This is a genomic window from Pseudomonas sp. AG1028, from assembly GCF_007993955.1.
Taxonomy (GTDB): Bacteria; Pseudomonadota; Gammaproteobacteria; order Pseudomonadales; family Pseudomonadaceae; genus Aquipseudomonas; species Aquipseudomonas straminea.
Genome location: NZ_VIVP01000011.1, coordinates 209584 through 235390 on the forward strand (window position 1 = coordinate 209584; position 25807 = coordinate 235390).

Annotated in this window: 24 protein-coding genes; 19 read left to right on the forward strand and 5 right to left on the reverse strand. The window is 63.9% G+C overall.

Going from position 1 to position 25807, the window contains the following annotated elements; genetic code table 11:
* Nucleotides 1-82: 82 nt before the first annotated feature.
* From dgcB to FB481_RS19220, 4 genes are all read left to right on the forward strand, one after another.
* Nucleotides 83-2041 (forward strand): dimethylglycine demethylation protein DgcB, encoded by a 1959-nt coding sequence (gene dgcB / locus FB481_RS19205; protein WP_147177401.1) that lies wholly within the window; start codon nt 83-85, stop codon nt 2039-2041.
* A gap of 108 nt (nt 2042-2149) precedes the next feature.
* Nucleotides 2150-3379 (forward strand): electron transfer flavoprotein subunit alpha/FixB family protein, encoded by a 1230-nt coding sequence (locus FB481_RS19210; RefSeq protein ID WP_147177402.1) that lies wholly within the window; start codon nt 2150-2152, stop codon nt 3377-3379.
* A 68-nt stretch (nt 3380-3447) separates the two neighbouring features.
* The gene (locus FB481_RS19215) at nt 3448-4221 is read left to right on the forward strand and encodes an electron transfer flavoprotein subunit beta (RefSeq protein WP_147177403.1); all 774 of its coding nucleotides are present in this window, start codon (nt 3448-3450) and stop codon (nt 4219-4221) included.
* Nucleotides 4222-4260: 39 nt separating this feature from the next.
* On the forward strand, nt 4261-4509 hold the full coding sequence (locus tag FB481_RS19220) for a hypothetical protein (protein WP_093507578.1): 249 nt from the start codon (nt 4261-4263) through the stop codon (nt 4507-4509).
* Between the two features lie 351 nt (nt 4510-4860).
* Here FB481_RS19220 and FB481_RS19225 read toward each other — a convergent pair whose 3' ends face one another.
* Nucleotides 4861-5961 carry a GlxA family transcriptional regulator gene (locus FB481_RS19225; RefSeq protein WP_147177404.1) on the reverse strand — a complete coding sequence of 367 codons (1101 nt, stop codon included), beginning with the start codon at nt 5959-5961 and terminating at the stop codon, nt 4861-4863.
* Between the two features lie 1250 nt (nt 5962-7211).
* On the opposite strand from FB481_RS19225, the gene FB481_RS19230 reads away from it, so the two are divergent.
* The 7 genes from FB481_RS19230 to modC all read left to right on the forward strand — a co-directional run bounded on the left by FB481_RS19230 (nt 7212) and on the right by modC (nt 14399).
* Entirely contained in the window at nt 7212-8408 is a 1197-nt protein-coding gene (locus FB481_RS19230) for a glycine betaine/L-proline ABC transporter ATP-binding protein (protein ID WP_147177405.1), read from the forward strand.
* Nucleotide 8409: 1 nt separating this feature from the next.
* On the forward strand, nt 8410-9291 hold the full coding sequence (locus tag FB481_RS19235; protein ID WP_093507584.1) for a proline/glycine betaine ABC transporter permease: 882 nt from the start codon (nt 8410-8412) through the stop codon (nt 9289-9291).
* Between the two features lie 43 nt (nt 9292-9334).
* The gene (locus FB481_RS19240; protein WP_093507586.1) at nt 9335-10279 is read left to right on the forward strand and encodes a choline ABC transporter substrate-binding protein; all 945 of its coding nucleotides are present in this window, start codon (nt 9335-9337) and stop codon (nt 10277-10279) included.
* A gap of 207 nt (nt 10280-10486) precedes the next feature.
* The gene (locus FB481_RS19245) at nt 10487-11347 is read left to right on the forward strand and encodes a glycine betaine ABC transporter substrate-binding protein (RefSeq protein ID WP_093507588.1); all 861 of its coding nucleotides are present in this window, start codon (nt 10487-10489) and stop codon (nt 11345-11347) included.
* Nucleotides 11348-11529: 182 nt separating this feature from the next.
* Nucleotides 11530-12288, forward strand: a complete 759-nt coding sequence (modA, locus tag FB481_RS19250) for a molybdate ABC transporter substrate-binding protein (protein WP_147177406.1) — start codon at nt 11530-11532, stop codon at nt 12286-12288.
* 336 nt (nt 12289-12624) lie between these two features.
* Nucleotides 12625-13308: a molybdate ABC transporter permease subunit gene (gene modB, locus FB481_RS19255; protein ID WP_147177407.1), complete on the forward strand. Its 684-nt coding sequence runs from the start codon at nt 12625-12627 to the stop codon at nt 13306-13308.
* Complete coding sequence (gene modC / locus FB481_RS19260; RefSeq protein ID WP_147177408.1) at nt 13305-14399, forward strand: molybdenum ABC transporter ATP-binding protein; 1095 nt, start codon at nt 13305-13307, stop codon at nt 14397-14399. Before modB ends, modC begins: the two co-directional genes overlap by 4 nt.
* A 55-nt stretch (nt 14400-14454) precedes the next feature.
* On the opposite strand, the gene FB481_RS19265 is transcribed toward modC, so the two are convergent.
* Nucleotides 14455-15393 (reverse strand): sigma 54-interacting transcriptional regulator, encoded by a 939-nt coding sequence (locus tag FB481_RS19265; protein ID WP_147177409.1) that lies wholly within the window; start codon nt 15391-15393, stop codon nt 14455-14457.
* A gap of 52 nt (nt 15394-15445) precedes the next feature.
* Nucleotides 15446-16027, reverse strand: coding sequence for an alpha/beta hydrolase (locus FB481_RS19270; RefSeq protein ID WP_093507598.1), 582 nt, complete (start codon nt 16025-16027; stop codon nt 15446-15448).
* A gap of 253 nt (nt 16028-16280) precedes the next feature.
* Here FB481_RS19270 and oscA point away from each other — a divergent pair, with 253 nt between their 5' ends.
* The 5 genes from oscA to FB481_RS19295 all read left to right on the forward strand — a co-directional run bounded on the left by oscA (nt 16281) and on the right by FB481_RS19295 (nt 20425).
* Nucleotides 16281-16463, forward strand: coding sequence for a sulfur starvation response protein OscA (oscA, locus tag FB481_RS19275; RefSeq protein WP_093507600.1), 183 nt, complete (start codon nt 16281-16283; stop codon nt 16461-16463).
* Nucleotides 16464-16607: 144 nt separating this feature from the next.
* Nucleotides 16608-17609, forward strand: coding sequence for a sulfate ABC transporter substrate-binding protein (locus FB481_RS19280; protein ID WP_147177410.1), 1002 nt, complete (start codon nt 16608-16610; stop codon nt 17607-17609).
* A gap of 78 nt (nt 17610-17687) precedes the next feature.
* Nucleotides 17688-18500 carry a sulfate ABC transporter permease subunit CysT gene (cysT, locus tag FB481_RS19285; RefSeq protein WP_147177411.1) on the forward strand — a complete coding sequence of 271 codons (813 nt, stop codon included), beginning with the start codon at nt 17688-17690 and terminating at the stop codon, nt 18498-18500.
* A 10-nt stretch (nt 18501-18510) separates the two neighbouring features.
* On the forward strand, nt 18511-19371 hold the full coding sequence (cysW, locus tag FB481_RS19290; RefSeq protein ID WP_093507606.1) for a sulfate ABC transporter permease subunit CysW: 861 nt from the start codon (nt 18511-18513) through the stop codon (nt 19369-19371).
* Nucleotides 19372-19432: 61 nt separating this feature from the next.
* Entirely contained in the window at nt 19433-20425 is a 993-nt protein-coding gene (locus tag FB481_RS19295; RefSeq protein WP_093507609.1) for a sulfate/molybdate ABC transporter ATP-binding protein, read from the forward strand.
* A gap of 192 nt (nt 20426-20617) precedes the next feature.
* Here the strand turns inward: FB481_RS19295 and FB481_RS19300 are convergent, their stop codons facing one another.
* Nucleotides 20618-21139 carry a DUF962 domain-containing protein gene (locus FB481_RS19300; protein ID WP_147177412.1) on the reverse strand — a complete coding sequence of 174 codons (522 nt, stop codon included), beginning with the start codon at nt 21137-21139 and terminating at the stop codon, nt 20618-20620.
* An 88-nt stretch (nt 21140-21227) separates the two neighbouring features.
* Here FB481_RS19300 and FB481_RS19305 point away from each other — a divergent pair, with 88 nt between their 5' ends.
* Nucleotides 21228-21905 (forward strand): Crp/Fnr family transcriptional regulator, encoded by a 678-nt coding sequence (locus tag FB481_RS19305; RefSeq protein WP_147177413.1) that lies wholly within the window; start codon nt 21228-21230, stop codon nt 21903-21905.
* A gap of 106 nt (nt 21906-22011) precedes the next feature.
* The gene (locus FB481_RS19310) at nt 22012-23967 is read left to right on the forward strand and encodes an alkaline phosphatase family protein (protein WP_147177414.1); all 1956 of its coding nucleotides are present in this window, start codon (nt 22012-22014) and stop codon (nt 23965-23967) included.
* A 16-nt stretch (nt 23968-23983) separates the two neighbouring features.
* On the opposite strand, the gene FB481_RS19315 is transcribed toward FB481_RS19310, so the two are convergent.
* Complete coding sequence (locus FB481_RS19315) at nt 23984-24508, reverse strand: dihydrofolate reductase (RefSeq protein WP_178109901.1); 525 nt, start codon at nt 24506-24508, stop codon at nt 23984-23986.
* Nucleotides 24509-24609: 101 nt separating this feature from the next.
* On the opposite strand from FB481_RS19315, the gene FB481_RS19320 reads away from it, so the two are divergent.
* On the forward strand, nt 24610-25716 hold the full coding sequence (locus FB481_RS19320) for a glycerophosphodiester phosphodiesterase (protein WP_147177416.1): 1107 nt from the start codon (nt 24610-24612) through the stop codon (nt 25714-25716).
* Nucleotides 25717-25807 lie beyond the last annotated feature (91 nt).

The window sequence follows — 25807 nt, forward strand, 5'->3', positions numbered from 1 at the left end:
CGCAGAGCGTCCGGCGATGCGTTACCACGCGGACGGTTCGACGACTCGACGTGGGAACGATTAACCCTGTGAGGGTAAGCAAATGCTGCAAACCATTCTCCCCATCCTGCTCTTTGCCGCCCTGGCCCTTGCGGTCATCGGCGCGGCCAAGCGCTTCTTCATGTGGCGCCGCGGCCGGCCGGCCAAGGTCGACTGGCTCGGCGGCCTGCTGAAGATGCCGCGCCGCTACCTCGTGGACCTGCACCACGTGGTCGAGCGCGACAAGTACATGTCCAAGACCCATGTGGCCACCGCCGGTGGCTTCGTGCTGGCGGCCGTGCTGGCCATCGTCGTGCACGGTTTCGGCCTGCATAACCGCATCCTCGGCTTCGCCCTGCTGGCGGCCACGGTGCTGATGTTCACCGGCGCCCTGTTCGTCGCCAAGCGTCGCCTGAATCCGCCCTCGCGCCTGTCGAAAGGCCCCTGGATGCGCCTGCCGAAAAGCCTGCTGATGTTCGCGGGCAGCTTCTTTATCGCCACCCTGCCGGTGGCCGGCATCCTGCCGCCCGACTTCGGCGGCTGGGTGCTGGCGGCGATTCTCGCCGTGGGCGTGGCCTGGGGCGTGTCCGAGCTGTTCTTCGGCATGACCTGGGGCGGGCCGATGAAGCACGCCTTCGCCGGCGCCCTGCACCTGGCCTGGCACCGCCGCAGCGAGCGCTTTGGCGGGGGGCGCTCGACCGGCCTGAAAGCCCTGGACCTGAATGACCCCAAAGCCCCGCTGGGTGTGGAAAAACCCACCGACTTCACCTGGAACCAGTTGCTCGGTTTCGACGCCTGCGTGCAATGCGGCAAGTGCGAAGCCATGTGCCCGGCCTTCGCCGCCGGCCAGCCACTGAACCCCAAGAAGCTGATTCAGGACATGGTCATCGGCCTGGCCGGCGGCAATGACGCCAAGTTTGCCGGCTCGCCGTATCCAGGTAAGCCACTCGGTGAGCACGGCGGCGGCCCACACCAGCCGATCGTTTCACTGCAGGGCAATGCCCTGGTCGACGCGGACACCCTGTGGTCGTGCACCACCTGCCGCGCCTGCGTCGAGGAGTGCCCGATGATGATCGAGCACGTCGACGCCATCGTCGACATGCGCCGCCATCTCACCCTGGAAAAAGGCTCGACGCCGAACAAGGGCGCCGAGGTGCTGGAAAATCTGATCGCCACCGACAACCCGGGCGGCTTCGCACCCGGCGGTCGACTGAACTGGGCGGCGGATCTGAACCTGCCATTGATGACCGACAAGGGCAGCGCCGAGGTGCTGTTCTGGGTTGGCGACGGCGCCTTCGACATGCGCAACCAGCGCACCCTGCGGGCCTTCGTGAAGATCCTCAAAGCCTCCGGCGTCGACTTCGCTGTGCTCGGCCTGGAAGAACGCGACAGCGGTGACGTCGCCCGCCGACTGGGCGACGAAGCGACCTTCCAGCAACTGGCCAAGCGCAATATCGCCACGCTGAACAAATACCAGTTCAAGACCATCGTCTCCTGCGACCCGCACAGCTTCCACGTGCTGAAAAACGAATACGGCGCTCTGGGCGGTAATTATCAGGTCATGCACCACAGCACCTTCATCGAAACCCTGATGCAGCGTGGCACCCTGAGCCTTGGCAAGCACAAGGGCGGCTCCGTCACCTACCACGACCCCTGCTACCTGGGCCGCTACAACGGCGAGTACGAAGCGCCACGCGCAGTACTCAAGGCCATCGGTATCGAGGTGAAGGAGATGGAACGTTCGGGCTTTCGCTCACGCTGCTGCGGCGGTGGTGGCGGCGCGCCGATCACCGACATTCCCGGCAAGCAACGGATTCCCGACATGCGCATGGTCGACATCAAGGAGACCGGCGCCGAGCTGGTCGCCGTCGGCTGCCCACAGTGCACCGTGATGCTCGAAGGCGTGGTCGAGCCGCGCCCGCAGATCAAGGACATCGCCGAGCTGGTCGCCGACGTACTGATCGAAGCCGATGCCCCGCAGAAGCGCCCGGCCGCTCAGCCCGCCGCTGTGGAGGTCGCATGAATATCGACGTACCGCTGATGGTTGATGGGTTAACACCCATCCTACAAAGCACGTTCCGTAGGATGGGTGCCAACCCATCAAAACCGAGCCGTCCGACGGGAGCCCGCCATGAGTGACATCATCCGCCGTGACCCGCGTGCCGAGCGTATCGCCCGCAACCGCCTGCATCCGTTGCACGCTGCCCTGCAACCCCAACAGATCCAATGGATGGGCCCCAACGGCATCGTCCGCAAGAACCCGCAAGCCGCAGCGGCCGGCTTCATCGGCCCGGCCGGCATCAAGCGCATCGACCGCAGTGGCGCCCAACAGGGCGGCAGCGGCAAGCGCCAGACCGGCAGCGCCCAGGTACAGCTGCCGCTGCATGTGGTCGAGCAGCCGGCCTTCATCATCGCCGTGGTACCGGACATGGTCGGTGGCCGCCTGAGCAGCCACGACAAGGATCTGCTCGGCCTCGCCCATCAACTGGCCGGCAAGGATGGCGCCGTGCTGGCCGTGGTGTTCGGCGAGCACAAGGAATCCGCTTTCGACCGCGCGGGCGTCGACCGCCTGCTGCAACTCGAAGGCGACGAATACAGCGGCTACTCGCCCGAGCAACGCGTGTTGGCGCTGCGCGCCGTGGAGAACCAGTTCGGCCCGCGCCACTGGCTGTTGCCTGACAGCCGCACTGGCGGTGGCGAACTGGGCCGCCGCCTGGCTTCCGGCCTGGGCGAGCGCCCGGCCACCCGCGTCTGGCAGGTCAAGGATGGGCAGAGCACGGGCCGCGCCGGTGCCGGTCGCGAAGATATCGCGCGGGCAGCGCCGCGGCTGATCCTGGCCGCCGCCGAGTGCGCCGAGCCGGTCAGCGAAACCCGCCATGAAGCGCGCCCGGTCGAGCTGTCGGCGCAAGTGCCGCGCAACCTGCCGCGCATCGAAGACCTGGGCCCGGTGGCCGTCGACCCGGCGCAGATCCCCATGGCCGAATCCGAATTCATCCTTTCAGGCGGTAACGGCGTGAAGGACTGGGAGCTGTTCCACCGCGCCGCCGTCGCCCTGGGCGCCACCGAAGGCGCCTCGCGGGTGGCGGTCGACGATGGCCATATGCCCCGCGCCCGCCAGGTCGGCGCCACCGGCACCTGGGTTACCGCCCGGGTTTACGTGGCAGTCGGCATTTCCGGGGCGATCCAGCACCTGCAGGGCATCGGCGCCTGCGACAAGGTGGTGGCGATCAACCTGGATCCGGGCTGCGACATGATCAAGCGCGCCGACATGGCGGTGATCGGCGACTCGGCGGCGATCCTTCAGGCATTGATCGAACGCGTGGAAGCCCACCGCAACGGAGCCAAACGCGATGCCGCATAACTCTCTCGGTCGCTTCTGGTGGGAGCGGGCCATGCCCGCGAAATCGTACACACAACGGGAGATCCGGCATGGCTGATCTGAACGTCGTCACCCTGGTCTCCATCGGTTCGCACCCCGCCTCGGGCCGTCCGCGGCGCGCCGAACAGGATGCCCGCGCCGTCGAGCTGGGCCTGCGCCTGGCCGGCGAAAAACTCAACGTGGTGCATGCCGGCGACCCGCAGGAAGATACCTTGCGTGCCTACCTGGGCATGGGCTTGCCGGGTCTTACCGTACTCGAGCAGAGCCGCGAGGCCGACGCCCTGCCGGCGCTGACCGAACACCTGCAACTGGCCAAGGCGCAGCTGGTGCTGACCGGCAGCCAGGCGGAAACCGGCGAAGGCTCGGGCATGCTGCCCTATCTGCTGGCCGAGCGACTGGGCTGGCCGCTGGTCGTCGGCCTGGCAGAAGTGGAAAGCATCGAAGGCGGCAGCGCCCAGGTGCTGCAGGCCCTGCCCCGCGGGCAACGGCGGCGGCTGAAGGTGCGTCTGCCCTTCGTCGCCAGTGTCGATGGCGCCGCACCGGCAGCCCGGCAGAGCGCATTCGGCCCGGCACGGCGCGGCACCCTTGAGCGTGAAGCGGTGGAGCTGGTCGACGACCCGCTGTATGCCGACGCGCAATGGCAACCGGCCCGGCCGCGGCCCAAGCGCCTGAAAGTGATCAAGGCCAAGACCGGCTCCGAGCGCATGAAGGCGGCGACGGCGAAAGCGGCGGGCGGTGGCGGTCAGGTGATCACTGGCGTCTCGCCACAGGAAGGTGCAGAGGCTATCTTCAAGCTACTGCTGGATGAGGGCGTGCTGCGCTGACGGTACGCCGAATTCGAACTTGCCACGAGGACGCCCACGATGATGCATACCGAACTGATCGACCAGGAAGATCTCCGCGAACGCCTGGTCGCCCTGGGTTTCAGCGTTCCCAGCGGCGCCACCGCCGAGCAGGCCTGCGAATATGCGGTGACCGGCCTGTGCCCGGAACGCGCCCTCGCCCTGCGCCACATGGTCGAAGACATCCTCGCCGGCAGTGCGACCGTGCTGCCGACCGTGCGCGAAGCCATTTCCCGCACATTGCTGCCGGCACTGGTGCCGCGCAGCTGAACGACAACGCCGCGCCGCACACCTGATCGCTCGGGCGTGGGCATTCGACGCACGAATACTGTGCGCAGACCTGTGGATAAACTGTTGGATAACCGCGCAACGCTCCCATTCATGGGGCGCTTGGCCGGCTGGCCACTTTTCGCTCGACGGCAGCATCACGCCTGCCACGAAAGGCCCGGTACAACGCACTTTCAGCCCTGAATCAATGATTGGCCTGACGGCATCCTGCCCACTGATGTTTTGCGTACAAATACTCTGTGCATAACTGTGGATAATCTGTGAAAGACGACGCAGACGCCACGGCTCTCGGGCGTCTGCGTGAATTGAGCATTTTTTGTGCGATGCGGGAAATCAGATGATCCGCACGCTGGCGAACGTCGACTCGCCCTGGGCACGACTCAGCGCCGCCATGGCCGATGACGACTCGTGCAGCAGTTCATCATTGACCGGAACCAGTGCAACGACGTTGGCGCTGCTGCCGGCACGCTCGTCACGCGGGGGAATGCCGAAGTACTCGCGGTAGCACTTGGAGAAGTGCGGCGTGGATACGAAGCCGCAGACCGAGGCCACCTCGATGATCGACATGGACGTCTGCTTGAGCAACTGGCGAGCACGGATCAGGCGTAGCTTCAGGTAATAACGTGATGGCGAGCAGTGCAGGTATTTCTGGAACAGCCGCTCCAGCTGACGACGCGACACGTCCACATAGAGGGCCAGCTGGTCGAGGTCGATCGGCTCCTCTAGGTTGGCTTCCATCAGCGCGACGATTTCCTGCAGTTTCGGCTGGTTGGTGCCGAGCATGTGCTTGAGCGGCACACGCTGATGATCCTGCTCGTTGCGAATACGCTCATAGATGAACATTTCGGAGATCGCCGCCGCCAGCTCGCGGCCATGCTCGCGGCCGATCAGGTGCAGCATCATGTCCATCGGCGCAGTGCCGCCGGACGAGGTGTTGCGGTTACGGTCAATAGAGAATAGGCGCGTGGTGATGGCGGCGCGGGGAAAGGCCTCCTGCATGGCGGCGAGAAATTCCCAGTGCACGCTGCAGTCGTAGCCGTCGAGCAGGCCGGCCTTGGCCAGCGCCCAGCTACCGGTGCATACCGCGCCCATTTGCCGGCCCTGGCGAGCCTGGGCCTGCAGCCACTGCACATGATCGCGGGTGACGCTGCGCTGAATATCCACACCGCCGCAGACGATCACAGCGCTCAGTGCCGGGGCGTTGGCCGTGCTGGCATCAGGGGTGATTTTCAAACCGTCGCTGGCGCATACCGGCTGACCGTCGAGGGTCAGGGTGTGCCAGCGATACAGCTCCTTGCCGGAAAGCTGGTTGGCCATGCGCAGGGGTTCCACCGCCGAGGCCAGGGAGATCAGGGTGAAGTTGTCCAGCAGCAGAAAACCGATGGACTGGGGAACGCGACTCTGGAGCTGCACTCCCTGATTGAACTGGGACATCAATGAACCCTCACGCTAACCAGGTTATGAGCCTTCATGGCGAGGCTCTGTTTTCTTGTAATTACGCCCGACTGGCAGTCAAGCAGATGGCCTATATAACGCAAAGGCCATGCCGACATTGAACGCCCGTTCAAACAAGAACTGGCGGCAGCTGGGAAGGCCGGTTGGCGGGCATTGAAGGCGCCCTGAATCGGCAACGGAAAAAGAACGCAATGTGCCATGCCACAAGGGCTTGAGCATTTTGGTAGCAGTCGCTGGCGTAACGATGTTTCCGCACAGTCTGCAGGGGTAACCGAGCAGCACGAAAAAATATGACTGACCGGTCACTCAGGCGACATATCGGCCAAAAACCCCATGCACCAAAAGCTGGCAAACACATGCCGCACTGAGCAAAAAATGCTCACTGCCGTGGGGCATAACGCATTTCCATCGGCCGCTCCTCGGGTACGGTCGATAGCGAGTTCGATGAATGCCGGAAAAACACCGCCGGCTATATGAAAAACACGGCCAACTATTCGCCCTCCGACGCTGGAAGACGCCACCGAACGGCTCGAAAACGACTGAAACTGATACGCTTTTTGCCCGCGACCAACAGCTTTACATACGTTTTTTTGAAATTTGCTGTAGCCCGCATGGCCCCTGGCCTTCACTCGTCCTGAAGGCTGAAAACCGCGCCATGCGCGGCCTCCAGCCTTGGCCAAGTACAGAAAGAATCTGTTATGGTTTTTTTAGGCGAGGGCTTCGTGTCGTCGCCCAACACGTCAGGGTCGTAATTCGATAATTGCCACGACCGCTAGACTATATCGTTGAGTCAGCCGATTTCGTCGCTGCCGCTCTTGACCAGGGAGGCAGACTGGGGCCCACCGCCCCGGACCGAAGAACAGATAAGTGCTGGCTACCGCAACAGGGCGCCAGCCCAACAAGAAATTTCGGATGTACGCGCATCTCGGATGAGATGTGAATACCCAAAGGATTGGGCTTCGTAACACTGCCAGAGGGTTTGGAAAGCAGTTTGCAGCACGGCCACGCATTACATCATTCGTCATGTTCACCTGTTGCGCTCGCCTCGGCGACCGCTCTGGGACGCGCTCGAGTGCCTGCAGAACGCCTTGTGACAGAACGCTGTCCAAACCCAGGAACCGTGTATATACCCACAAGCAAGAACAGTCTGCATCGCATGACGGGTGCCCGGTGGGCGCTCGGCAAGCTGCGTGTGACTGCTCTGATGTCTACTGAAGGGGAAACATCCCATGCAGTCTGGAAAAATCGTCGTCGAAAACCTCTACAAGGTGTTCGGCGACAAGCCGCAAGAAGCCATCGATCTGCTCAAGCAAGGCTGGAGCAAGGACAAGATCCTCGCTGAAAAAGGCGCCGTGATCGGTGTCAGTGACGTGTCGTTCAGCGTCGAAGAGGGCGAGATCTTCGTCCTGATGGGCCTCTCGGGCTCGGGTAAATCCACCCTGATCCGCCTCATCAACCGGTTGGTCGAGCCCACCGCCGGCAATGTCTACATCGACGGCCAGAACGTCGCCAAACTTCCCAAGGACCAGCTCATCGATCTGCGCCGCCGCGACATGAGCATGGTCTTCCAGTCCTTCGCCCTGATGCCCTCGCGTACCGTTCTGGAGAACGCCGCCTTCGGTCTCGAAGTGGCCGGCAAGGGCCGCAAGGAGCGCGAAGAGCGCGCCATGCAGGTACTCAAGCAGGTTGGCCTGGACACCTTCGCCAACAAATTCCCTCACGAGCTGTCCGGCGGCATGCAGCAACGCGTTGGCCTGGCCCGCGCCCTGGCCGTCGACCCGTCGATGATCATCATGGACGAGGCGTTTTCCGCCCTCGACCCGCTCAAGCGCCGCGAGATGCAAGACATCCTGCTGGAGCTGCAGAAGACCCATCGTCGCACCATCATCTTCGTGTCCCACGATATCGAAGAGGCCATGCGCATCGGCAACCGTATCGGGATCATGGAGGGCGGCAAGCTCGTCCAGGTCGGTACGCCACAGGAACTTATCGACAATCCTGCCAACGAATATGTGCGCAACTTCTTCGATACGGTCGACACCAGCCGCTATCTCACCGCTGGCCAGCTGAAGGCCAACAGCGTTCCGGTCTATGTGCACAATGGCAAGGCGCCCGATGCGCAGACCGTGTGCCGCGAGCTGCAGGCGCAGGACAAGCACTACGCCTTCATCGTCGACAAAGACAACAAGTTCCGCGGTTCCATCAGCCTGGAGAAGATCGCATTGCTGGTCGAAGGCGGCGACTCGCCGGCACTCGATGGTGACGTGCTCAAATCCATCAGCCCGGTTCCCGAAGACCTGCCTCTGGATCAGGTGATCAACCGCCTGGTGGACAACGAAGGTCCGATCCCGGTGGTCGACCAGGATGGCCACTACAGCGGCGCCATCAGCAAGGGCCGCCTCCTGACCCGCCTGCAGGGAGAATGACATGAGCGAGAAACTGGATCTGGGTAGCTGGGTCAACGACGCGGTCCAGCACATGCTGGACAACTACAGCGGCGTGTTCGACAGCATGGGCAGCGTGGTCAGCGGCTTCTCCGAAGCGATCGAGAACGTGCTGATGCTGCCACCGGCGTGGCTGCTGATCGCCATCTTCGTGGCCCTGGGCCTGTGGCGCATCGGCTTTCGCTTCGCGGTATTCACCACCGTGGCCTTCGTGCTGATCGTGATGACCGGCTTCTGGGAGCAGACCGTGGTGACCCTCGGCCTGACCTTCTCGGCGACCCTGATCAGCCTGCTGATCGGCATTCCGCTGGGAATCTGGGCGGCCAAGAGCGAGCGCGTGTCGACCATCATCCGACCGATTCTGGACTTCATGCAGACCATGCCGGCGTTCGTCTACCTGATTCCGGCCGCCATGCTGTTCGGCCTCGGCCGCGTGCCCGGCATCATCGCCACGGTGATCTTCGCCATGCCGCCGGCCGTGCGCCTGACCAGCCTGGGCATCCGCCAGGTCAACAAGGAAATCGTCGAAGCCGGCCAGTCGTTCGGCTGCAACGGTCGACAGTTGCTGTTCAAGGTGCAGCTGCCCAACGCCATGCCGTCGATCATGGCGGGCGTCAACCAGACCATCATGATGGCTCTGTCGATGGTGATCATCGCCTCGATGGTCGGTGCCGGCGGCCTGGGTAACGACGTGCTGGCGAGTATCCAGCGGCTGGACATCGGCCTGGGCTTCGAAAGCGGCATGGCCGTGGTGCTGCTGGCGATCATTCTCGACCGCATCACCGAAAGCTTCGGTACACCGCAGACCGCCGCAAACCGCGCGGGCTGGCTGAACTGGCTGAGTGCGCGACTGCAGCGCCAGTAAAAGGCCATACTGAGCTTCCTTTCACTCACACAAGGATTCGCGGATGAACGTATTTCACAAAGTAGCGGGTGTCGGTCTGCTGTCCTGCGCCCTCGTGCAGGGCGCCTGGGCGCAAGAGCCGGCGAGCTGCAAGCAGGTCCGTTTCGCGGAAATCGGCTGGGCCGATATCGCCGCCACCACCGGCGTGGCCATGACCCTGACCGAAGGTCTGGGTTACACGCCGCGCAAGACCATGGCTTCGGTGCCGATCGCCTTCACCGGCGTGAAGAACAAGCAGATCGACGTGTTCCTCGGCTACTGGGCGCCCTCGATGGACTCGGTGATCGAGCCCTTCACCAAGGACAACAGCGTCAAGGTGTTGGCCAAGCCGAACCTGGAAGGCGCCAAGTACACCCTGGCAGTGCCGACCTACGCAGCTGAAGCGGGCCTGAAGAGCTTTCAGGACATCGCCAAGTTCAAGGATCAGCTGGGCGGCAAGATCTACGGTATCGAGCCGGGTAACGACGGCAACCTGCTGATCGACGGCATGATCAAGAAGAACGAGTTCGGCCTGGGCGACTTCAAGATGGTCGAGTCCAGCGAAGCCGGCATGCTGGTGCAGGTGCAACGTGCAATCCGCAAGAAGGAGCCGGTGGTGTTCCTGGGCTGGGCGCCGCACCCGATGAACACCCAGTACGACATGACCTACCTGTCCGGTGGTGACGACGTATTCGGCCCCGACTATGGCGCGGCCAAGGTCTACACCGTGGTGCCGACCGACTACGAACAGCGCTGCGGCAACGTCGGCAAGTTGCTGAACAACCTGCAGTTCAACGTCGAGATGGAAAGCCAGCTCATGGAGAAGGTGCTCGACAAGCAGGACCCGGCCGCCGTCGCCAAGGAATGGATCAAGGCCAACCCGCAGGTGCTCGACGCCTGGCTGCAAGGCGTGACCACCTTCGATGGTCAGGATGGCGCCGCTGCTGTGAAGAAATTCGTCGGGCTCTGAGCCCGCACTCACCGCGACCCGTCTGCACCTGGGCGGGTCAGGTACAGCAGGCGAGGCTGCACGCATCGCCTGTCAGCCGGGGGCCCAGGCCCCTGCGCCGGTGCCAACAGGGCCATGCCCTGCTCTGCACAGCTGGTGCCGCAAGGCCCGCGATCAGAACGAGCCAGTAAACCACCTGAACTGCCACTCACTGACGGAGCAAGACCTATGCACAACTTCAAACGCCTCTGCCTGCAGAGCCTCGGTGTCGCTGCCCTGGCCCTGGGCATGTCCGGTGCCATGGCCGCCGACAAGCCGGCCCTCAAGATCGGCTACGTGAACGGCTGGGACGACAGCGTCGCAGTCACCCATGTCGCCGGCGAAATCCTCAAGACCAAGCTCGGTTACGACGTGACCCTGCAACCGGTCGAGCCGGCCATCATGTGGCAGGGCATCGCCCGTGGCGACCTCGACGCCACCCTCTCTGCCTGGCTGCCCGCCACCCACGGCGAGTACTACGAGAAACTCAAGGACAAGGTGACCGTGCTGGGCACCAACTACGATGGTGCCAAGATCGGCCTGATCGTTCCCGAATACGTTGAAGCCAAGACCATCGCCGACCTGGAGAAATACGCCAAAGACTTCGATGGCAAGATCACCGGCATCGATGCCGGCGCCGGCGTGATGCGCCGCACCGAAGACGCGATCAAGGAATACGACCTCAAGAGCATCAAGCTGATGCCGAGCTCTGGCCCGGCCATGACCACCGCCCTGACCCGCGCCGAGAAAGCCCAGAAGCCGATCGTGGTGACCGGCTGGATCCCGCACTGGATGTTCGCGCAATGGAAACTGCGCTTCCTGGAAGACCCGAAAAACGTCTTCGGTGAAGCCGAGCACGTCGACACCGTGGCCAACCCAGGCCTGGAAGCCAAGGCGCCGGAAGCGGCGGCCTTCCTGAAGAAGATTTCCTGGAGTGCCGAGGAAGTCGGTTCGGTAATGCTGTCCATCCGCGACGGCGTGAAGCCGGATGAAGCGGCCAAGCAGTGGATCGCCAAGAACCCGGATCGCGTGGCCGAGTGGCTGAAGTGATCTGAGCGTTCGCTAGCGCGATGCCCCATGAATGCCAGTCAGCCACCTGACTGGCATTTTTCGTTCAATGCCCCTCGCGACTGCCTGCCCGATCAAGTTTGGCTTCCCTACCGCCATATATTTTTGTATATAGCGGTAGCGAAAGTGGCCGCCACCTGCGGCCCCTCACCCAGGAGCCAGTCATGCACAGCCGCCTCGTTCGTCCGCTTCTCCTGCTTTGCGCCAGCTTCGCCATGGCCGGCAACGCCTTCGCCGACCAGGTTCAGGTCGCGGTCGCCGCCAACTTCACCGCCCCAATGCAGGCCATCGCCAGCGCCTTCGAGAAGGACACCGGGCACAGCGTGCAGGCGTCCTACGGTGCCACTGGGCAGTTCTATGTGCAGATCAGCAACGGCGCACCTTTCGAAGTGTTCCTCTCTGCCGATGACAGCACGCCCGCCAAACTCGAGCAGGAAGGCCTGAGCGTGAAAGGCTCGCGCTTCACCTACGCCATCGGCACGCTGGTGCTGTGGTCGCCGAAACAAGGCTTCGTCGATGACCAGGGCGCGGTGCTGAAAAAGGGCGAGTTCAAGCACCTGTCCATCGCCAACCCGAAAGCGGCGCCATATGGCCTAGCCGCCACCCAGACCCTCGCCAAGCTGGGCCTGAGCGACGCGCTCAAGGGCAAGATCGTCGAGGGCCAGAACATCACCCAGGCGCTGCAGTTCGTCTCCACGGGCAACGCCGAGCTGGGCTTCGTGGCCCTTTCCCAGGTTTACAAGGACGGCCAGATCACCAGCGGCTCGGCCTGGGTGGTGCCGGAGACGATGTACGAGCCGATCCGCCAGGATGCGCTGATCCTCAAGAAGGGCGAAGCTAACCCGGCCGCCAAGGCGCTGGTCGAGTATCTGAGAGGGCCGAAGGCTGCCGAAATCATCAAGGCCTATGGTTATAAGCTTTGATACCACGCCCTGCGTGGATATCCAGCCTATGGCGCTCTGCGCCACGATTGCTGGCATAAAGAACGGTGTATGGACGCAGAGCGTCCCGCAGGAGATGCGGCTAGAGGTTGCTATGTGGCGAGAGCGTTCGTTCACATAACTCGTAGGAGGGGCTTTAGCCCCGAGCTCTTTGCACCTCATAAAGCTCGGAGCTAAAGCTCCTCCTACAAGAGCGGCGGCGCCCGATGTCCGCTCCTGCCTTTTACAGCCCTCGGTTTGCAATGCCGGAACCTGCATCGGAAGATCGGCATCCGGCTGTGGCACCCGTCTCACCACCAACTCTTGAAAGGCCACCGAATGCCTCTGGGCCCCAATGACTTTGCCGCCATTCTCCTCACCCTGGAACTGGCCACCCTGACTACGGTGCTGTTGCTGCTGGTCGGCACGCCCATCGCCTGGTGGCTGGCGCGCACCGACTCCTGGCTGAAGCGGCCGATCGGCGCCATCGTCGCCCTGCCGCTGGTGCTACCACCGACGGTGATCGGCTTCTACCTGCTGATCAGCATGGGCCCCAACGGTTTCTTCGGCCAACTGACCCAGGCGCTCGGCCTGGGCACCCTGACCTTCACCTTCGCCGGGCTTTTGATCGGCTCGGTGTTCTATTCCCTGCCGTTCGTGGTGCAGCCGCTGCAGAACGCCTTCGAAGCCATGGGCCGCGCCCCGCTCGAGGCCGCTGCCACGCTGCGCGCGGGGCCCTGGGATACCTTCTTTAGCGTGGTACTGCCGCTGGCCAGGCCGGGCTTTCTCACCGCGGCGATTCTCGGCTTCGCGCACACCGTCGGCGAGTTCGGCGTGGTGCTGATGATCGGCGGCAACATCCCCGGCAAGACCCAAGTCGCTTCGGTACAGATCTATAACCATGTGGAAACCATGGAATACGCCCAGGCCCACTGGCTGGCCGGCGGCATGGTGGCGTTCTCGTTCCTGGTCCTGCTGGCGCTCTACTCCAGCAACCGCCGCACGCAGAGGGCCTGGACATGAACGACCTGCAGATCCACGCCCGCTTCACCCTCAGCCATCCTGGCTTCACGTTGGACGTCGACCTGCAACTGCCCGGCCGCGGTGTCAGCGCGCTGTTCGGCCACTCCGGTTCGGGCAAGACCACGGTACTGCGCTGCGTCGCCGGGCTGGAGCGATCTGGCAGCGGTTACCTGAAGGTCAACGGCGAAACCTGGCAGGACAGCGCCAACGGCATCTGGCTGCCCGCCCACCAGCGCCCGGTCGGCTACGTGTTTCAGGACGCCAACCTGTTTCCCCACCTGTCGGTGCGGCGCAACCTGGAGTTCGGTTTCAAGCGCATCGCGAAGACCGCGCGACGCGTACCCCTCGAGCAGGCGGTCGAACTGCTCGGCATCGGCCACTTGCTCGACCGCCTGCCCGATCGTCTCTCCGGCGGTGAACGCCAGCGCGTCGGCATGGCCCGCGCCCTGCTCACCAGCCCGCGTCTACTGCTGATGGACGAACCCCTGGCGGCGCTGGATCTCAAGCGCAAGGGCGAGGTGCTGCCCTATCTGGAACGTCTGCACGACGAGCTCGACATTCCGATTCTCTACGTCAGCCACGCACCGGACGAGGTGGCGCGCCTCGCCGATCATCTGGTGGTGCTCGACGAAGGCAGCGTCACGGCCAGCGGGCCGCTCAAGGAAACCCTGATCCGCAATGACCTGCCATTCATCTTCGAGGCCGAAGCCGAGGCGGTGATCGACGGGCTCGTCGCTCACCATGATGGCCACTATGGACTGCTTGGCATCGACCTGGCCGGCACCACGGCCAGCCTGCGGTTGGCGCACGCGCAGCTGCCGGCTGGGCGTTCGGTGCGCATCAAGATCAAGGCCCGCGACGTCAGCCTGAGCCTCGAGCAGGCCCGCGACAGCAGTGTGCTGAATCTGCTGCCGGTGACGGTGCAACGCTGGTTCGACCTGCCCAACCCGGCGCACCGTCTGGTGGAGCTGCAGCTGGGCGATCAGCGCATCATCGCGCGCATCACCCGCTTTTCGTTCGATCAGTTGAACATCCAGGCCGGCCAGGCGTTGTGGGCACAGGTGAAGTCGGTATCGCTGCTGGCGTCATAGACGCCGCGTGTCGAACTCACGGATCGCGCGCCGCAAAACCCAGATGGGTGCCTGGTTAAGAAGCGGCCAGCAGCGGTGAGCGCTGCAGCAGGTCGCGCAGCGCGGCAAGCTGTCCAGCATCCCCCTCATCCAGGAGCTGCTCGAACGCCTGCTCGATCCGCGTGAGCGGCGGCGCGACCGGCAGGTTGAGGTGCCGCGCCTCGATCTGCTCGGCCCCGCACACCAGCAGGGCAAAATGCACCACGTTCTCCAGCTCCCGCGTGTTACCCGGCCAGTCATGCCGTTCCAGCACCTTCTGGGCGGCCAGACTGATAGTCGGCAACGGCAGGCGCAAGCGCTGGGTGTAAATTCCCAGGAAATACTCGGCCAGGGGTAGCACATCGCCGACCCGCTCACGCAGTGGCGGTAATTGCAGATGGCCGTCACTGAGGTAATGGGCCAGGCGCTCGTCGAACTTACCGGCCTCGACCGCCCGCCACAGGTCGATGCTGGTCGCCGCGACCAGCCGCACATCCACAGGCGTCGGTGCCGATGCGCCGACACGCCAGGCCTCGCCAGTTTCCAGCACGCCCAGCAACTGCCCCTGCAACGCCAGCGGCAGGTCGGCGATTTCGTCCAGATACAGGGTGCCGCCGTTGGCCGAGCCCAGCCAGCCGGCGCGACTGCTCGGTGCACCCTGATGGGCGCCAGCGGTGTAGCCGAACAACTCGGCCTCGCCATGGTTGGGGCTCAGGCTGCTGCAACTCAGCGCCACGAACAGGCCCGGACGCTCGCTGGAGCGATGAATGTGGCGGGCCAACAGCTCCTTGCCGGTGCCGGTTTCACCCTCGATCAGAATGGGTACCGGCAAGCCGGCGAGGCGCTCGACCTCCTCACGCAATTGCCGGGTACGTGGATCGACGAATACCAGCGCCTTGGCACGAATACTCAGCGGGCTCTTGTCGGCGTCGGGAAAAATCAGCAGCGACGGGTCGGCTGCCGTAGTCAGGCTCATAGGTGACTCTCCATGACGGTCAGGCCGCGAAAGGCCAGGCAGCGGCTACCGATCAGGCACGCAGGCGCAGTTGCTGTTCGATGCGGCTCTGCAGGCGGAACAGGTAAGCGAACCCCTGATCCCAACGCTGGTGACCGGATTTCACGTTGATGTGCCCGGCGCCACTGAGAATGGCGACTTCGCTTCCCCAATCCCGGGCCAGCTCGATGGCACGGGCCGCGCTGGCGGCCGAATCGTTGTCGGAGCCCACCAACTGGCTTGGAAAGGGCAGTGTCTGGCGCGCGATCGGCGCGAAATTGCGCAACGCCTCCGGGCAGTTGGCGCGTTCCACGTCGGCCGGCGCCACCAGCAGCGCGCCGCGCACGCGGCGTATGGCGGCCGTTGCCGCCTGAGCAGCCCAGCTGGCGACGGTGACGCAGCCCAGGCTGTGGGCAATCAGGATCGCCGGACGCGGATCAGCGGCGATCTGCCGCTCCAGCGCAGCGACCCACTCCTCTCGGCGTGGCGCCAGCCAGTCCAGCTGCTCGACCCGCGCACTATTGGGCAGGCTGCGTTGCCAGTGGCTCTGCCAATGGTCATCACCCGAGCCCTGCCAGCCAGGGACGATCAGGTAGCGAACCGCTTCACTGCGCATAGGGCGCCCTCCGTATCTACATGGCCTGCAGTGTACGAGGGCAAAATATGATCTAAAAAGAATAAGAACTTATTTGCTTATTCCCTAAGCCTGTTTGGCTCGGCAGTAGAAAGCAGAACACCATATATTTCCTAAAGATATATAAATGTTCTTAAACAGTATTTTTAAGAATATTTCAGGCTGCTTAGTATCCGCTCCACGCCCCGCCACCGACAGCCGTCGCACCACGATTCGAGGGCAAGGAGCCACAACCATGACCGCCACGCTTCGCAATCTGGAAGGCCAGGATGACGCCACCATCCTGCGCGAAATCCAAAGCGCCCTGACCGGCCTCAAGTTCGGCTCGGTGGAAATCACCGTGCACAACGGCCAAGTAGTACAGATCGAGCGCAAGGAAAAATTCCGCCTCCAGCAGCCCGGCAGCAAGAACGCCTGAGCGCCTTTCGCCAACCCGACCACGGGCAGCCACGCATGAACCGCTACCAGTACTGCCGATGTAACCCGCGAATGCCGGCCTAGAGAGCAGACATCGCATCGCCAGACACGCCCAGCACCGAATTCAGTATTTAGGAGCTTCACCATGTCCATCCGCCGTTTCGCACTCGCTGCACTCGCCAGCGCCCTGGTTGCCGGCCCGGTCGCCGCTCAGACCCTGCTCAACGTGTCCTACGACCCGACTCGTGAGCTGTACGTGGAATACAACAAGGCCTTCAACAAGCACTGGCAGGAGCAGGGCAACGAGCCGCTGACCATCCAGCAGTCCCACGGCGGCTCCGGCAAACAGGCACGGGCGGTGATCGACGGCCTGCAGGCCGACGTGGTGACCCTGGCGCTATCCGGTGACATCGACGCGCTGAACCTCAACCAGCCGCTGATCGACAAGGACTGGCAGAAGCGCCTGGCCGACAACAGCACGCCGTACACCTCGACCATCGTGTTCCTGGTGCGCAAGGGCAACCCGAAAGGCATCAAGGACTGGGATGACCTGGTCAAGGATGGCGTAGAAGTCATCACCCCGAACCCGAAAACCTCCGGCGGTGCACGCTGGAACTTCCTGGCCGCCTGGGCGTACGCCAAGAAGAAGTACGGCAGCGACGAGAAGGCCCTCGAATACGTGACCGAGCTGTACCGCCACGCCCCGGTACTCGACACTGGCGCCCGTGGCGCGACCATCAGCTTCGTACAGCGTGGCCTGGGCGACGTACTGCTGGCCTGGGAAAACGAGGCCTACCTGTCGCTCGCCGAAGAGGGCGGCGACCAGCTGGAAATCGTCACCCCGTCGCTGTCGATCCTCGCCGAGCCACCGGTGGCGGTGGTCGACAAGAACGTCGACCGCAAGGGCACCCGCAAGGCCGCCGAAGCCTACTTGCAATACCTGTACAGCGAAGAAGGCCAGCGCATCGCCGCGAAGAACTTCTACCGCCCACGTGATGCCAAGGTGGCGGCCGAGTTCAAGGGCCAGTTCAAAGACCTGGAGCTGGTCACCATTGACAAGGACTTTGGCGGCTGGAGCTCGGCTCAGCCCAAGTACTTCGACGATGGCGGCGTGTTCGATGACATCTTTAAGAAGATCAACCAGTAAGTTCAGCTGATCGATCTGGCCCGCCATTGACCAACGCAATGGCGGGCCTTGCTGTGGACCTGATCAAAAGGACTCTCCATGTCTCGTCGAACCTCCTCGGTCATACCCGGCTTCGGGCTGACTCTGGGCTACACGCTTACCTACCTGGCGCTGATCGTGCTGATCCCGCTGGGCGCCATGTTCGTGTTTTCCATGCAGCTGTCCGCCGAACAGTGGTGGAGCCTGTTGGGTAACCGCCAGTTGCAGTTCTCCCTGAAGCTGTCGTTCGGCACCGCCCTGGCGGCTGCGCTGCTCAACGGCATTCTCGGCACCATCATCGCCTGGGTGTTGGTGCGCTACACCTTTCCGGGCCGCCGCCTGATCGACGCCATGGTCGACATGCCGTTCGCCCTGCCCACCGCCGTGGCCGGCATCGCGCTGACCTCGCTATACGCGCCCAACGGCCTGATCGGCTCGCTGTTCCCGTTCAAGATCGCCTATACGCCGCTGGGCATCACCCTGGCCCTGGTGTTCGTCACCCTGCCCTTCGTGGTGCGCACCCTGCAGCCGGTGCTGGCCGACATCCCCAAGGAAGTCGAGGAAGCCGCTGCCTGCCTGGGCGCCAAACCGTTCCAGGTGTTCCGCCATGTGCTGCTACCCAGCCTGTTGCCCGCCTGGCTGACGGGCTTCGCCCTGGCCTTCGCCCGCGGCGTGGGCGAGTACGGCTCGGTGGTCTTCATCGCCGGCAACATTCCGCTGAAAACCGAGATACTGCCGCTGCTGATCGTCTCCAAGCTGGACCAGTACGACTACCCGGGCGCCACCGCCATCGGCGTGATCATGCTGGTGGTCTCGTTCATCCTGCTGCTGCTGATCAACATCCTGCAGCGCCGCATCCAGCCGCAACTCTGAGGAGCCCGTCATGAGCCTTGCAACCCTTGGCAAGAATGCGGCGCGCCCGGCGAGCCGCTCCCCCGGCGCCATCGCCCTGATCGCCGTGGCTTGGGCGGTGTTCGCAGTGATCCTGCTGCTGCCGCTATACATCGTACTGAGCCAGGGCCTGAGCCGCGGCCTGGCATTCTTCTGGGAGGCGATCAGCGAGCCGGACGCCATTTCCGCACTCAAGCTGACCCTGCTGGCCACCGCTATCTCGGTGCCGCTGAACCTGGTGTTCGGTGTGGCCGCTGCCTGGGCGGTGACCAAGTTCGAATTCCGCGGCAAGAGCATCCTGATCACCCTGATCGACATGCCCTTCTCGGTGTCGCCAGTAGTCGCCGGCCTTATCTATGTGCTGCTGTTCGGCTCGCAAAGCGTGCTGGCGCCCTACCTGCAGGACCACAACCTGCAGATCGTTTATGCCGTGCCGGGCATCGTGCTGGCGACCATCTTCGTGACCTTTCCCTTCGTGGCCCGCGAGCTGATCCCGCTGATGGAGGAACAGGGCACCACCGAAGAGGAAGCCGCGCGCCTGCTCGGCGCCAATGGCTGGCAGATGTTCTGGCATGTCACGCTGCCTAACGTAAAATGGGCGCTGATTTACGGCGTGGTGCTGTGTACCGCCCGGGCGATGGGCGAGTTCGGGGCGGTGTCTGTGGTCTCCGGCCACATCCGCGGCTACACCAACACCCTGCCGCTGCATATCGAGATTCTCTACAACGAATACAACATCGTCGCTGCGTTCAGCGTGGCCATCCTGCTGCTGGTGATGGCCCTGATCGTGCTGCTGCTGCGCCAGTGGAGCGAAGCGCGCCTGAGCCGCCAGCTCAAGGCCAACGACGACTGAAACCCTTTTCGCCGGCGCCGCGCCCCTGCGCGAACCGGCCAGACCGACACAGGTGTATCCCATGAGTATCGAAGTCAGCGGCATCAACAAGCACTTTGGCCAGTTCAAGGCGCTCAACGACATCAACCTCAACATCCAGAGCGGCGAGCTGGTCGCCCTGCTCGGCCCGTCCGGCTGCGGCAAGACCACCCTGCTGCGCATCATCGCCGGCCTGGAAACTCCGGATAGCGGCAACATCGTGTTCCACGGCGAAGACGTTTCCGAGCATGACGTGCGCGATCGCAAGGTCGGCTTCGTGTTCCAGCACTACGCCCTGTTCCGCCACATGACGGTGTTCGACAACGTCGCCTTCGGCCTGCGCATGAAGCCCAAGGGCGAGCGCCCCAACGAAAGCACCATCAAGAAAAAGGTCCACGACCTGCTCGGCCTGGTGCAGCTCGACTGGCTGGCCGACCGTTACCCGGAGCAGCTCTCCGGTGGTCAGCGCCAGCGTATCGCCCTGGCCCGCGCCCTGGCGGTCGAGCCCAAGGTGCTGCTGCTCGACGAACCCTTCGGCGCCCTCGACGCCAAGGTGCGCAAGGAGCTGCGCCGCTGGCTGGCGCGCCTGCACGAAGAGGTGCATCTGACCAGCGTGTTCGTGACCCACGACCAGGAAGAAGCCATGGAAGTGGCCGACCGCATCGTGGTGATGAACAAGGGCGTGGTCGAGCAGATCGGTTCGCCGGCCGAGGTCTACGAGAAACCGGCCAGCGACTTCGTCTACCACTTCCTCGGGGACGCCAACCGCCTGTATGTCGGTGACGATCATCACGTGCTGTTCCGCCCCCACGAAGTGAGTCTCTCCACCGAAGCGCTGGAAGGCCATCAGGCCGGCGAGGTACGCGATATCCGCCTGCTCGGCGCCATCACTCGCATCACCCTGAAGGTCGAAGGCCAGGACGAGTTGATCGAAGCCGAAGTGGCCAAGGATCACGTCAGCCTCAACGACCTGGGCCGTGGCACCGTGCTGTACTTCAAGCCCAAGGGTGGCAAGCCGGTAAGCACCGGGGCCTGACGGCATCTAGGACTGCGGGAGCGGGCGGACGCCCAGTTTATGCCCGCAAAATCATGGCCATGGGCCGTACCCACAGGGATCGCGGGCGGCCTCTAACTCAGTGTATAAACCCCGTTCTTGTGGGAGCGCGCCATGCGCGCGATTCGCGGGCACGGCCCGCTCCCACAGATAGCCCGCAAACGCTACCTTGCCTCAGGCCACCTTGCGCTCACGTATGCAGGTCGGCCCGGCCCGCTCGACCACCTGATGTTCTATTTCCTGGCGCAGGCCAAGCAGAAAGGCTGCTTCGGCGACCACGAACAGCGGCCCGATGATCAGCCCCATCAGGTCGTCGACGAATGCCGGCTTGCGGCCTTCGTAGAAATGGCCGATGAACTGGATGATCCAGCCGACCACGAACAGCCCCAGACCCATGCTCAGCCACAGCGCCGTGCCGGCCATCGCCAACCCGGCGCTGAACCACAGGCACAACCCCAGCAACGCGCCCATCACCACACCGAAGCGGACGTCCAGACGCAAGTAGAACAGGGTGCTGAACAGCGCGGCCAGGGTGGCCGGTGAGAGCCACAGACCGCCCACCAAAAGGCCCGGTCGCGACAGCAGCACGGTAACGGCCAGCACGATCATCGGAATGCCGACGAAGTGGGTGACGATATTGCGCCGGTCGCGGTGATAGGCCGCGTATTGGGCGAGGTGATCCACCAGGGTTTTCATTGTTGTTATCCTCTCGGGGTGCGTGCCACCTCATCATGGCGCGGCTCGTGCGCCAGCACTGTCAGCTAGCCGACAAAGCGGAATTTCCATGAACGATCTGCGCGACACCTTGCTTCAAGGCCAATGGTTCGCCGCATTGCCGCCTGCCTTGCAACAGGCGTTGCTGACGCAAGGCAAGCTGTTGAGCCTGGAGGCCGGGCAGCGCCTGTTCAGCCGCGGCGATGCGCCCAGCGGGCTGTATGCCGTATTGAAGGGCGCCATGCGCGTCGGCAGCGTGGGAGCCGACGGCCGGGAAGCGCTGCTGGTGCTGGTGGAAGCACCACACTGGTTCGGTGAGATCGCCCTGTTCGACGGCCAGCCACGCACCCATGACGCCGTCGCCGAAGGCGCCAGCACCCTGCTCCACGTATCCCAGGCCGGCCTGCTGGCCCTGCTCGACACCCATCCCGCCTACTGGCGCGACCTCGCCCTGCTGATGGCTCACAAGGTGCGCCTGGCCTTTATCGCACTCGAGGAGATCAGCCTGCTGCCCGCCGCGCAGCGCCTGGCGCGGCGCCTGCTGCTGATCGCCGAGGACTACGGCGAAACCCAGGGCCCGCGGCGCATCATCCACCTCTCCCAGGAGCAACTGGCGGCGATGCTGGCCATTTCCCGGCAGACCGCCAATGGCGTACTCAAAGATCTGCAGGCCCGCGGTATTGTCAGGCTGACCTACGGCGAAATCGAGATTCTCGACCTGGATGAACTGCGCAAGGCCGCGCAGTGAACCGTGAAGCTTTTGTGACAGAAGAACCAATGGCCAAGCGCCATGTCCTTATTGATTCTCCAGACCCCAGGCCCGCTGAATGAACAGCGGCCGCGAACGATCCAGGATGCCGTTGCCAGACTCTGCCCTCGTTACCGACCTGCCCGACGTACTCGCCGGCCCGCTTCTGCGCCGGCTGGAGCCGGGCCGCCTGGTGCTCTGGCTGGTCGCCAGCCGCCCGCTGCAACTGACGCTGCGCCTGGCACACGGCGAGCAGCCCGCCAGTGATCAGCCGCTGGGCGACGATGCCTGCCAGCGCCTGGTGGTCGGTGAGCACGCAGTCATCCACCTGATCGACCTGCACCTCGACACGCCGCTGCCCCAGGACACCCGGATCGACTACGACCTGCTGATAGACGGCACCCAGGGCATCGCCGAGTGGGCCGCGCACCTGCTGTACGACGGCGCGACCTGCCCCAACTTCGTGCTGCGCGCGCGCATCGATCAGTTGCTGCATGGCTCCTGTCGCAAGCCGCACCATGCCGCCAATGACGGGCTGCTGTGTGCCGACCGCCTGCTGGCCGCCCCCCATGCGCCCCACGAACGGCCTGCGCTGCTGATGCACAGCGGCGACCAGGTGTACGTCGACGATGTCGCCGGCCCGATGCTGTACGCCATTCATCAATTGATCGAGCGCCTGGGCCTGTACCACGAATGGCTCGAAGGCGCCGTCATCGACGACAGCACAGAGCTCTACCGCCACCCGGCCAGCTACTACCACCGCGCCGACCTGTTGCCGGCGCTGAAGAGCAACGAAACCCTACGCGAGCGCTTCTTCGGTGGCACGGAAAAGCCCATCTTCACCAGCAGCAATGCCGACAACCACCTGGTCACCCTGGCCGAAGTGCTGGCCATGTATCTGCTGGTGTGGTCACCCACGCCCTGGCAACTGCTCAATAACGCGGCGCCCGAGCTGAACGCTGAAGATGCCCAGCGCTACGACAGCGAGCGCGCCTGCATCGCGGCCTTCGTCGACAATCTGGGTGACGTGGCGCGGGTGCTGGCGCACCTGCCGAACCTGATGATCTTCGATGACCACGACATCACCGACGACTGGAACCTGTCGGCCCAGTGGGAGGAAACCGCTTACGGCCATCCTTTCTCCAAGCGCATCATCGGCAACGCGCTGATTGGCTACCTGCTGTGCCAGGGCTGGGGCAATGACCCGGACGCTTTCGCCGAACCGCTGGCCAATGCCCGTGAGCTGTGCGAGCGAGCGCGAGAAACCGGGCTGGACAGCCCGGCCCAGGACCGCCTGATCGACGAGTTGATGAGTTTCCAGCACTGGCATTACGTGCTGCCCAGCAGCCCGGCGCTGCTGGTGCTCGATACCCGCACCCGTCGCTGGCGCAGCGAGCGCAACCTCAAGCGTCCATCCGGGCTGCTGGACTGGGAAGCGCTCAGCGAGCTGCAGCAGAACCTGCTCGACCACCCGAGCGCCATCATCGTCTCGCCGGCGCCGATGTTCGGGGTCAAGCTGATCGAAGCCGTGCAGCGGGTATTCAGCTGGGCCGGCCACCCGCTGATGGTCGATGCGGAAAACTGGATGGCACACCGTGGTGCCGCCAGCGTGATGATGAACATCTTCCGCCACTCGCGCACACCCCGCGACTACGTGGTGCTGTCCGGCGACGTGCACTACTCGTTCTTCTACGAGGTCAAGGTGCGGCACCGGTTGCGCGGCCCGACCATCTGGCAGATCACCAGCAGCGGCGTGAAGAACGAATTCCCACGCCGTCTGCTGAACGTCTTCGACTGGCTCAATCGCTGGCTGTACGCGCCCTGGTCGCCACTCAACTGGCTGACCAAGCGCCGCCGCATGCAGGTTTTCCCGCACATTCCCAAACACAGCAGATCGGGCGAGCGACTGTGGAATTCCGCCGGTCTCGGTCAGGTGTTCTTCAATGCCAAGGGCCAGCCCAGTCGGGTGTTCCAGCTCAACGCCGATGGCTCGCCGCGAACCGAATTCATCGACGACCGCGACAAAGTGGCCGAACCCAGCGAAGCGCCGAAACGCGTTTAGGCGCTGCCGTGACGGGCTAGCGGCGTGCCCAGGTTTCGAAACGGTGCGCGGGCGCCACATCAGTGGCCGCCTGCTCGTCGCACTCGACGCGCTGCCATTGCGCCTCGTCGAAGGCCGGAAACCAGGCGTCGCCCTCCGGCTGCAGCGCCACCCGAGTCAGGTACAGGCGGTCGGCTTCCGGCAGCGCCTGTTCATAAAGCTGGGCACCGCCGATCAGCATCACCTCGTCGACACCCTGCTCGCGCGCCCAGGCTTCGGCACGCTGATGCGCGGCCTCGACCGTGGCGAAGACTTCCGCGCTTTCGAGCTGCAGGCCTGCCTGGCGACTGACCACCAGGTTGAGACGCCCCGGCAACGGACGGCCGAGGGAATCCCAGGTCTTGCGACCCATGATGATCGGCTTGCCGAGGGTCTTGGCCTTGAAGTGCTTGAGATCCGCCGGCAAGTGCCAGGGCAGTTGATTGTCGCGGCCAATCACGCGATTTTCGGCGAGGGCGGCGATCAGGCAGAGAGGGAGTCGAGTGGTCATGGCGGCGAGCATAGCAGAGCGCCGCGTGCCGTCGCATGACTTGCTGCATTGTCATGCGCGCGCCATGGTTGATGGTGCAGGCTAACCACTCAAATCGCCAGGAAGCCCTCTCCATGCCGACCCACCAGCCCCGCGCGCTGCTGCTCAGCGCCCTGCTCGCCCTGCCCTTCACCGCCAGCGCGGAACAACCGACGGCCCCCGCCGCCAAGCGCGCCGACGACGGCAAGCCACTGATCATCGCCCATCGCGGCGCCAGCGGTTACCTGCCCGAACACACCCTGGCCGCCTATGCGGTCGCGGTGCTGCAAGGCGCGGACTACATCGAGCCCGACCTGGTGATGAGCAAGGACGGCCAGCTGTTCGCCCGCCACGACAACGAACTGGGTTTGACCACCGACGTGGCCAGGCACCCGGAGTTCGCCGAGCGCAAACGCAAGCAGCGTATCGATGGGGTCGAGCTCGATGGCTGGTTCAGCGAGGACTTTACCGCCGCCGAGCTGAAACGCCTGCGCGCCATCGAACGCATCCCCGATATTCGCCCGGGCAACACGCGCCTGGATGGCCAGTTCGAGATCCCGACCCTGCAGGAAATCATCGACCTGGTGAAGGCGCTGCAGGTCAGCCAGGGCCGCGAGATCGGCCTGTATATCGAGACCAAGCACCCCGCACACTTCCAGCAGCTCGGGCTGGCCATGGAGAAACCTCTGGTCGAGGCGCTGGCCCGAAATGGCTACCGCGACGCCAAGGCGCCGGTATATCTCCAGTCGTTCGAAGTGAGCAATCTCAAGGCGTTGCGCAAGCTCAGCCCGCTGCGCCTGGTGCAGTTGTACGGCAAGGGCCAGCCACAGGATCAGGTCGAGTTGGGTAATCCGCTGACCTACGCGCAGATGGCCACACCTGCTGGATTGAAGGCAGTGGCCGAGTACGCCAACGGCGTCGGTCCGGACAAGGGCTACGTCATCCCACGCAAGCCGGACGGCAGCCTGGGTGAGCCGACACGTTTTGTCACCGATGCCCATGCCGCCGGCCTCAAGGTTCATCCCTACACCTTCCGTGCCGAAAACCAGTTCCTGTCCACCGACCTGCAACGGGGCAATGACCCGGCCACCCGCGGCGACATCGACGCCGAGCTGCGCGCCTTCCTGGCCACGGGCATCGATGGCCTGTTCATCGATCAGCCGGATATCGCCGTGCGCCTGCGCGACGCCGCCAGACACTAGGTTCTGTACGAAAAGTCGGTGCGGGTAGAATTGCCGCCATGATTGGCTGGAGGCCCGCATGGCAAAGCGCTACGAACTCCCCGATGCAGCC

Coding starts and splice junctions, on each gene's coding strand:
- dgcB (WP_147177401.1), top strand. CDS start 83: ATGCTGCAAACCATTCTCCCCATCCTGCTCTTTGCCGCCCTGGCCCTT.
- FB481_RS19210 (WP_147177402.1), top strand. CDS start 2,150: ATGAGTGACATCATCCGCCGTGACCCGCGTGCCGAGCGTATCGCCCGC.
- FB481_RS19215 (WP_147177403.1), top strand. CDS start 3,448: ATGGCTGATCTGAACGTCGTCACCCTGGTCTCCATCGGTTCGCACCCC.
- FB481_RS19220 (WP_093507578.1), top strand. CDS start 4,261: ATGATGCATACCGAACTGATCGACCAGGAAGATCTCCGCGAACGCCTG.
- FB481_RS19225 (WP_147177404.1), bottom strand. CDS start 5,961: ATGTCCCAGTTCAATCAGGGAGTGCAGCTCCAGAGTCGCGTTCCCCAG.
- FB481_RS19230 (WP_147177405.1), top strand. CDS start 7,212: ATGCAGTCTGGAAAAATCGTCGTCGAAAACCTCTACAAGGTGTTCGGC.
- FB481_RS19235 (WP_093507584.1), top strand. CDS start 8,410: ATGAGCGAGAAACTGGATCTGGGTAGCTGGGTCAACGACGCGGTCCAG.
- FB481_RS19240 (WP_093507586.1), top strand. CDS start 9,335: ATGAACGTATTTCACAAAGTAGCGGGTGTCGGTCTGCTGTCCTGCGCC.
- FB481_RS19245 (WP_093507588.1), top strand. CDS start 10,487: ATGCACAACTTCAAACGCCTCTGCCTGCAGAGCCTCGGTGTCGCTGCC.
- modA (WP_147177406.1), top strand. CDS start 11,530: ATGCACAGCCGCCTCGTTCGTCCGCTTCTCCTGCTTTGCGCCAGCTTC.
- modB (WP_147177407.1), top strand. CDS start 12,625: ATGCCTCTGGGCCCCAATGACTTTGCCGCCATTCTCCTCACCCTGGAA.
- modC (WP_147177408.1), top strand. CDS start 13,305: ATGAACGACCTGCAGATCCACGCCCGCTTCACCCTCAGCCATCCTGGC.
- FB481_RS19265 (WP_147177409.1), bottom strand. CDS start 15,393: ATGAGCCTGACTACGGCAGCCGACCCGTCGCTGCTGATTTTTCCCGAC.
- FB481_RS19270 (WP_093507598.1), bottom strand. CDS start 16,027: ATGCGCAGTGAAGCGGTTCGCTACCTGATCGTCCCTGGCTGGCAGGGC.
- oscA (WP_093507600.1), top strand. CDS start 16,281: ATGACCGCCACGCTTCGCAATCTGGAAGGCCAGGATGACGCCACCATC.
- FB481_RS19280 (WP_147177410.1), top strand. CDS start 16,608: ATGTCCATCCGCCGTTTCGCACTCGCTGCACTCGCCAGCGCCCTGGTT.
- cysT (WP_147177411.1), top strand. CDS start 17,688: ATGTCTCGTCGAACCTCCTCGGTCATACCCGGCTTCGGGCTGACTCTG.
- cysW (WP_093507606.1), top strand. CDS start 18,511: ATGAGCCTTGCAACCCTTGGCAAGAATGCGGCGCGCCCGGCGAGCCGC.
- FB481_RS19295 (WP_093507609.1), top strand. CDS start 19,433: ATGAGTATCGAAGTCAGCGGCATCAACAAGCACTTTGGCCAGTTCAAG.
- FB481_RS19300 (WP_147177412.1), bottom strand. CDS start 21,139: ATGAAAACCCTGGTGGATCACCTCGCCCAATACGCGGCCTATCACCGC.
- FB481_RS19305 (WP_147177413.1), top strand. CDS start 21,228: ATGAACGATCTGCGCGACACCTTGCTTCAAGGCCAATGGTTCGCCGCA.
- FB481_RS19310 (WP_147177414.1), top strand. CDS start 22,012: ATGCCGTTGCCAGACTCTGCCCTCGTTACCGACCTGCCCGACGTACTC.
- FB481_RS19315 (WP_178109901.1), bottom strand. CDS start 24,508: ATGCTCGCCGCCATGACCACTCGACTCCCTCTCTGCCTGATCGCCGCC.
- FB481_RS19320 (WP_147177416.1), top strand. CDS start 24,610: ATGCCGACCCACCAGCCCCGCGCGCTGCTGCTCAGCGCCCTGCTCGCC.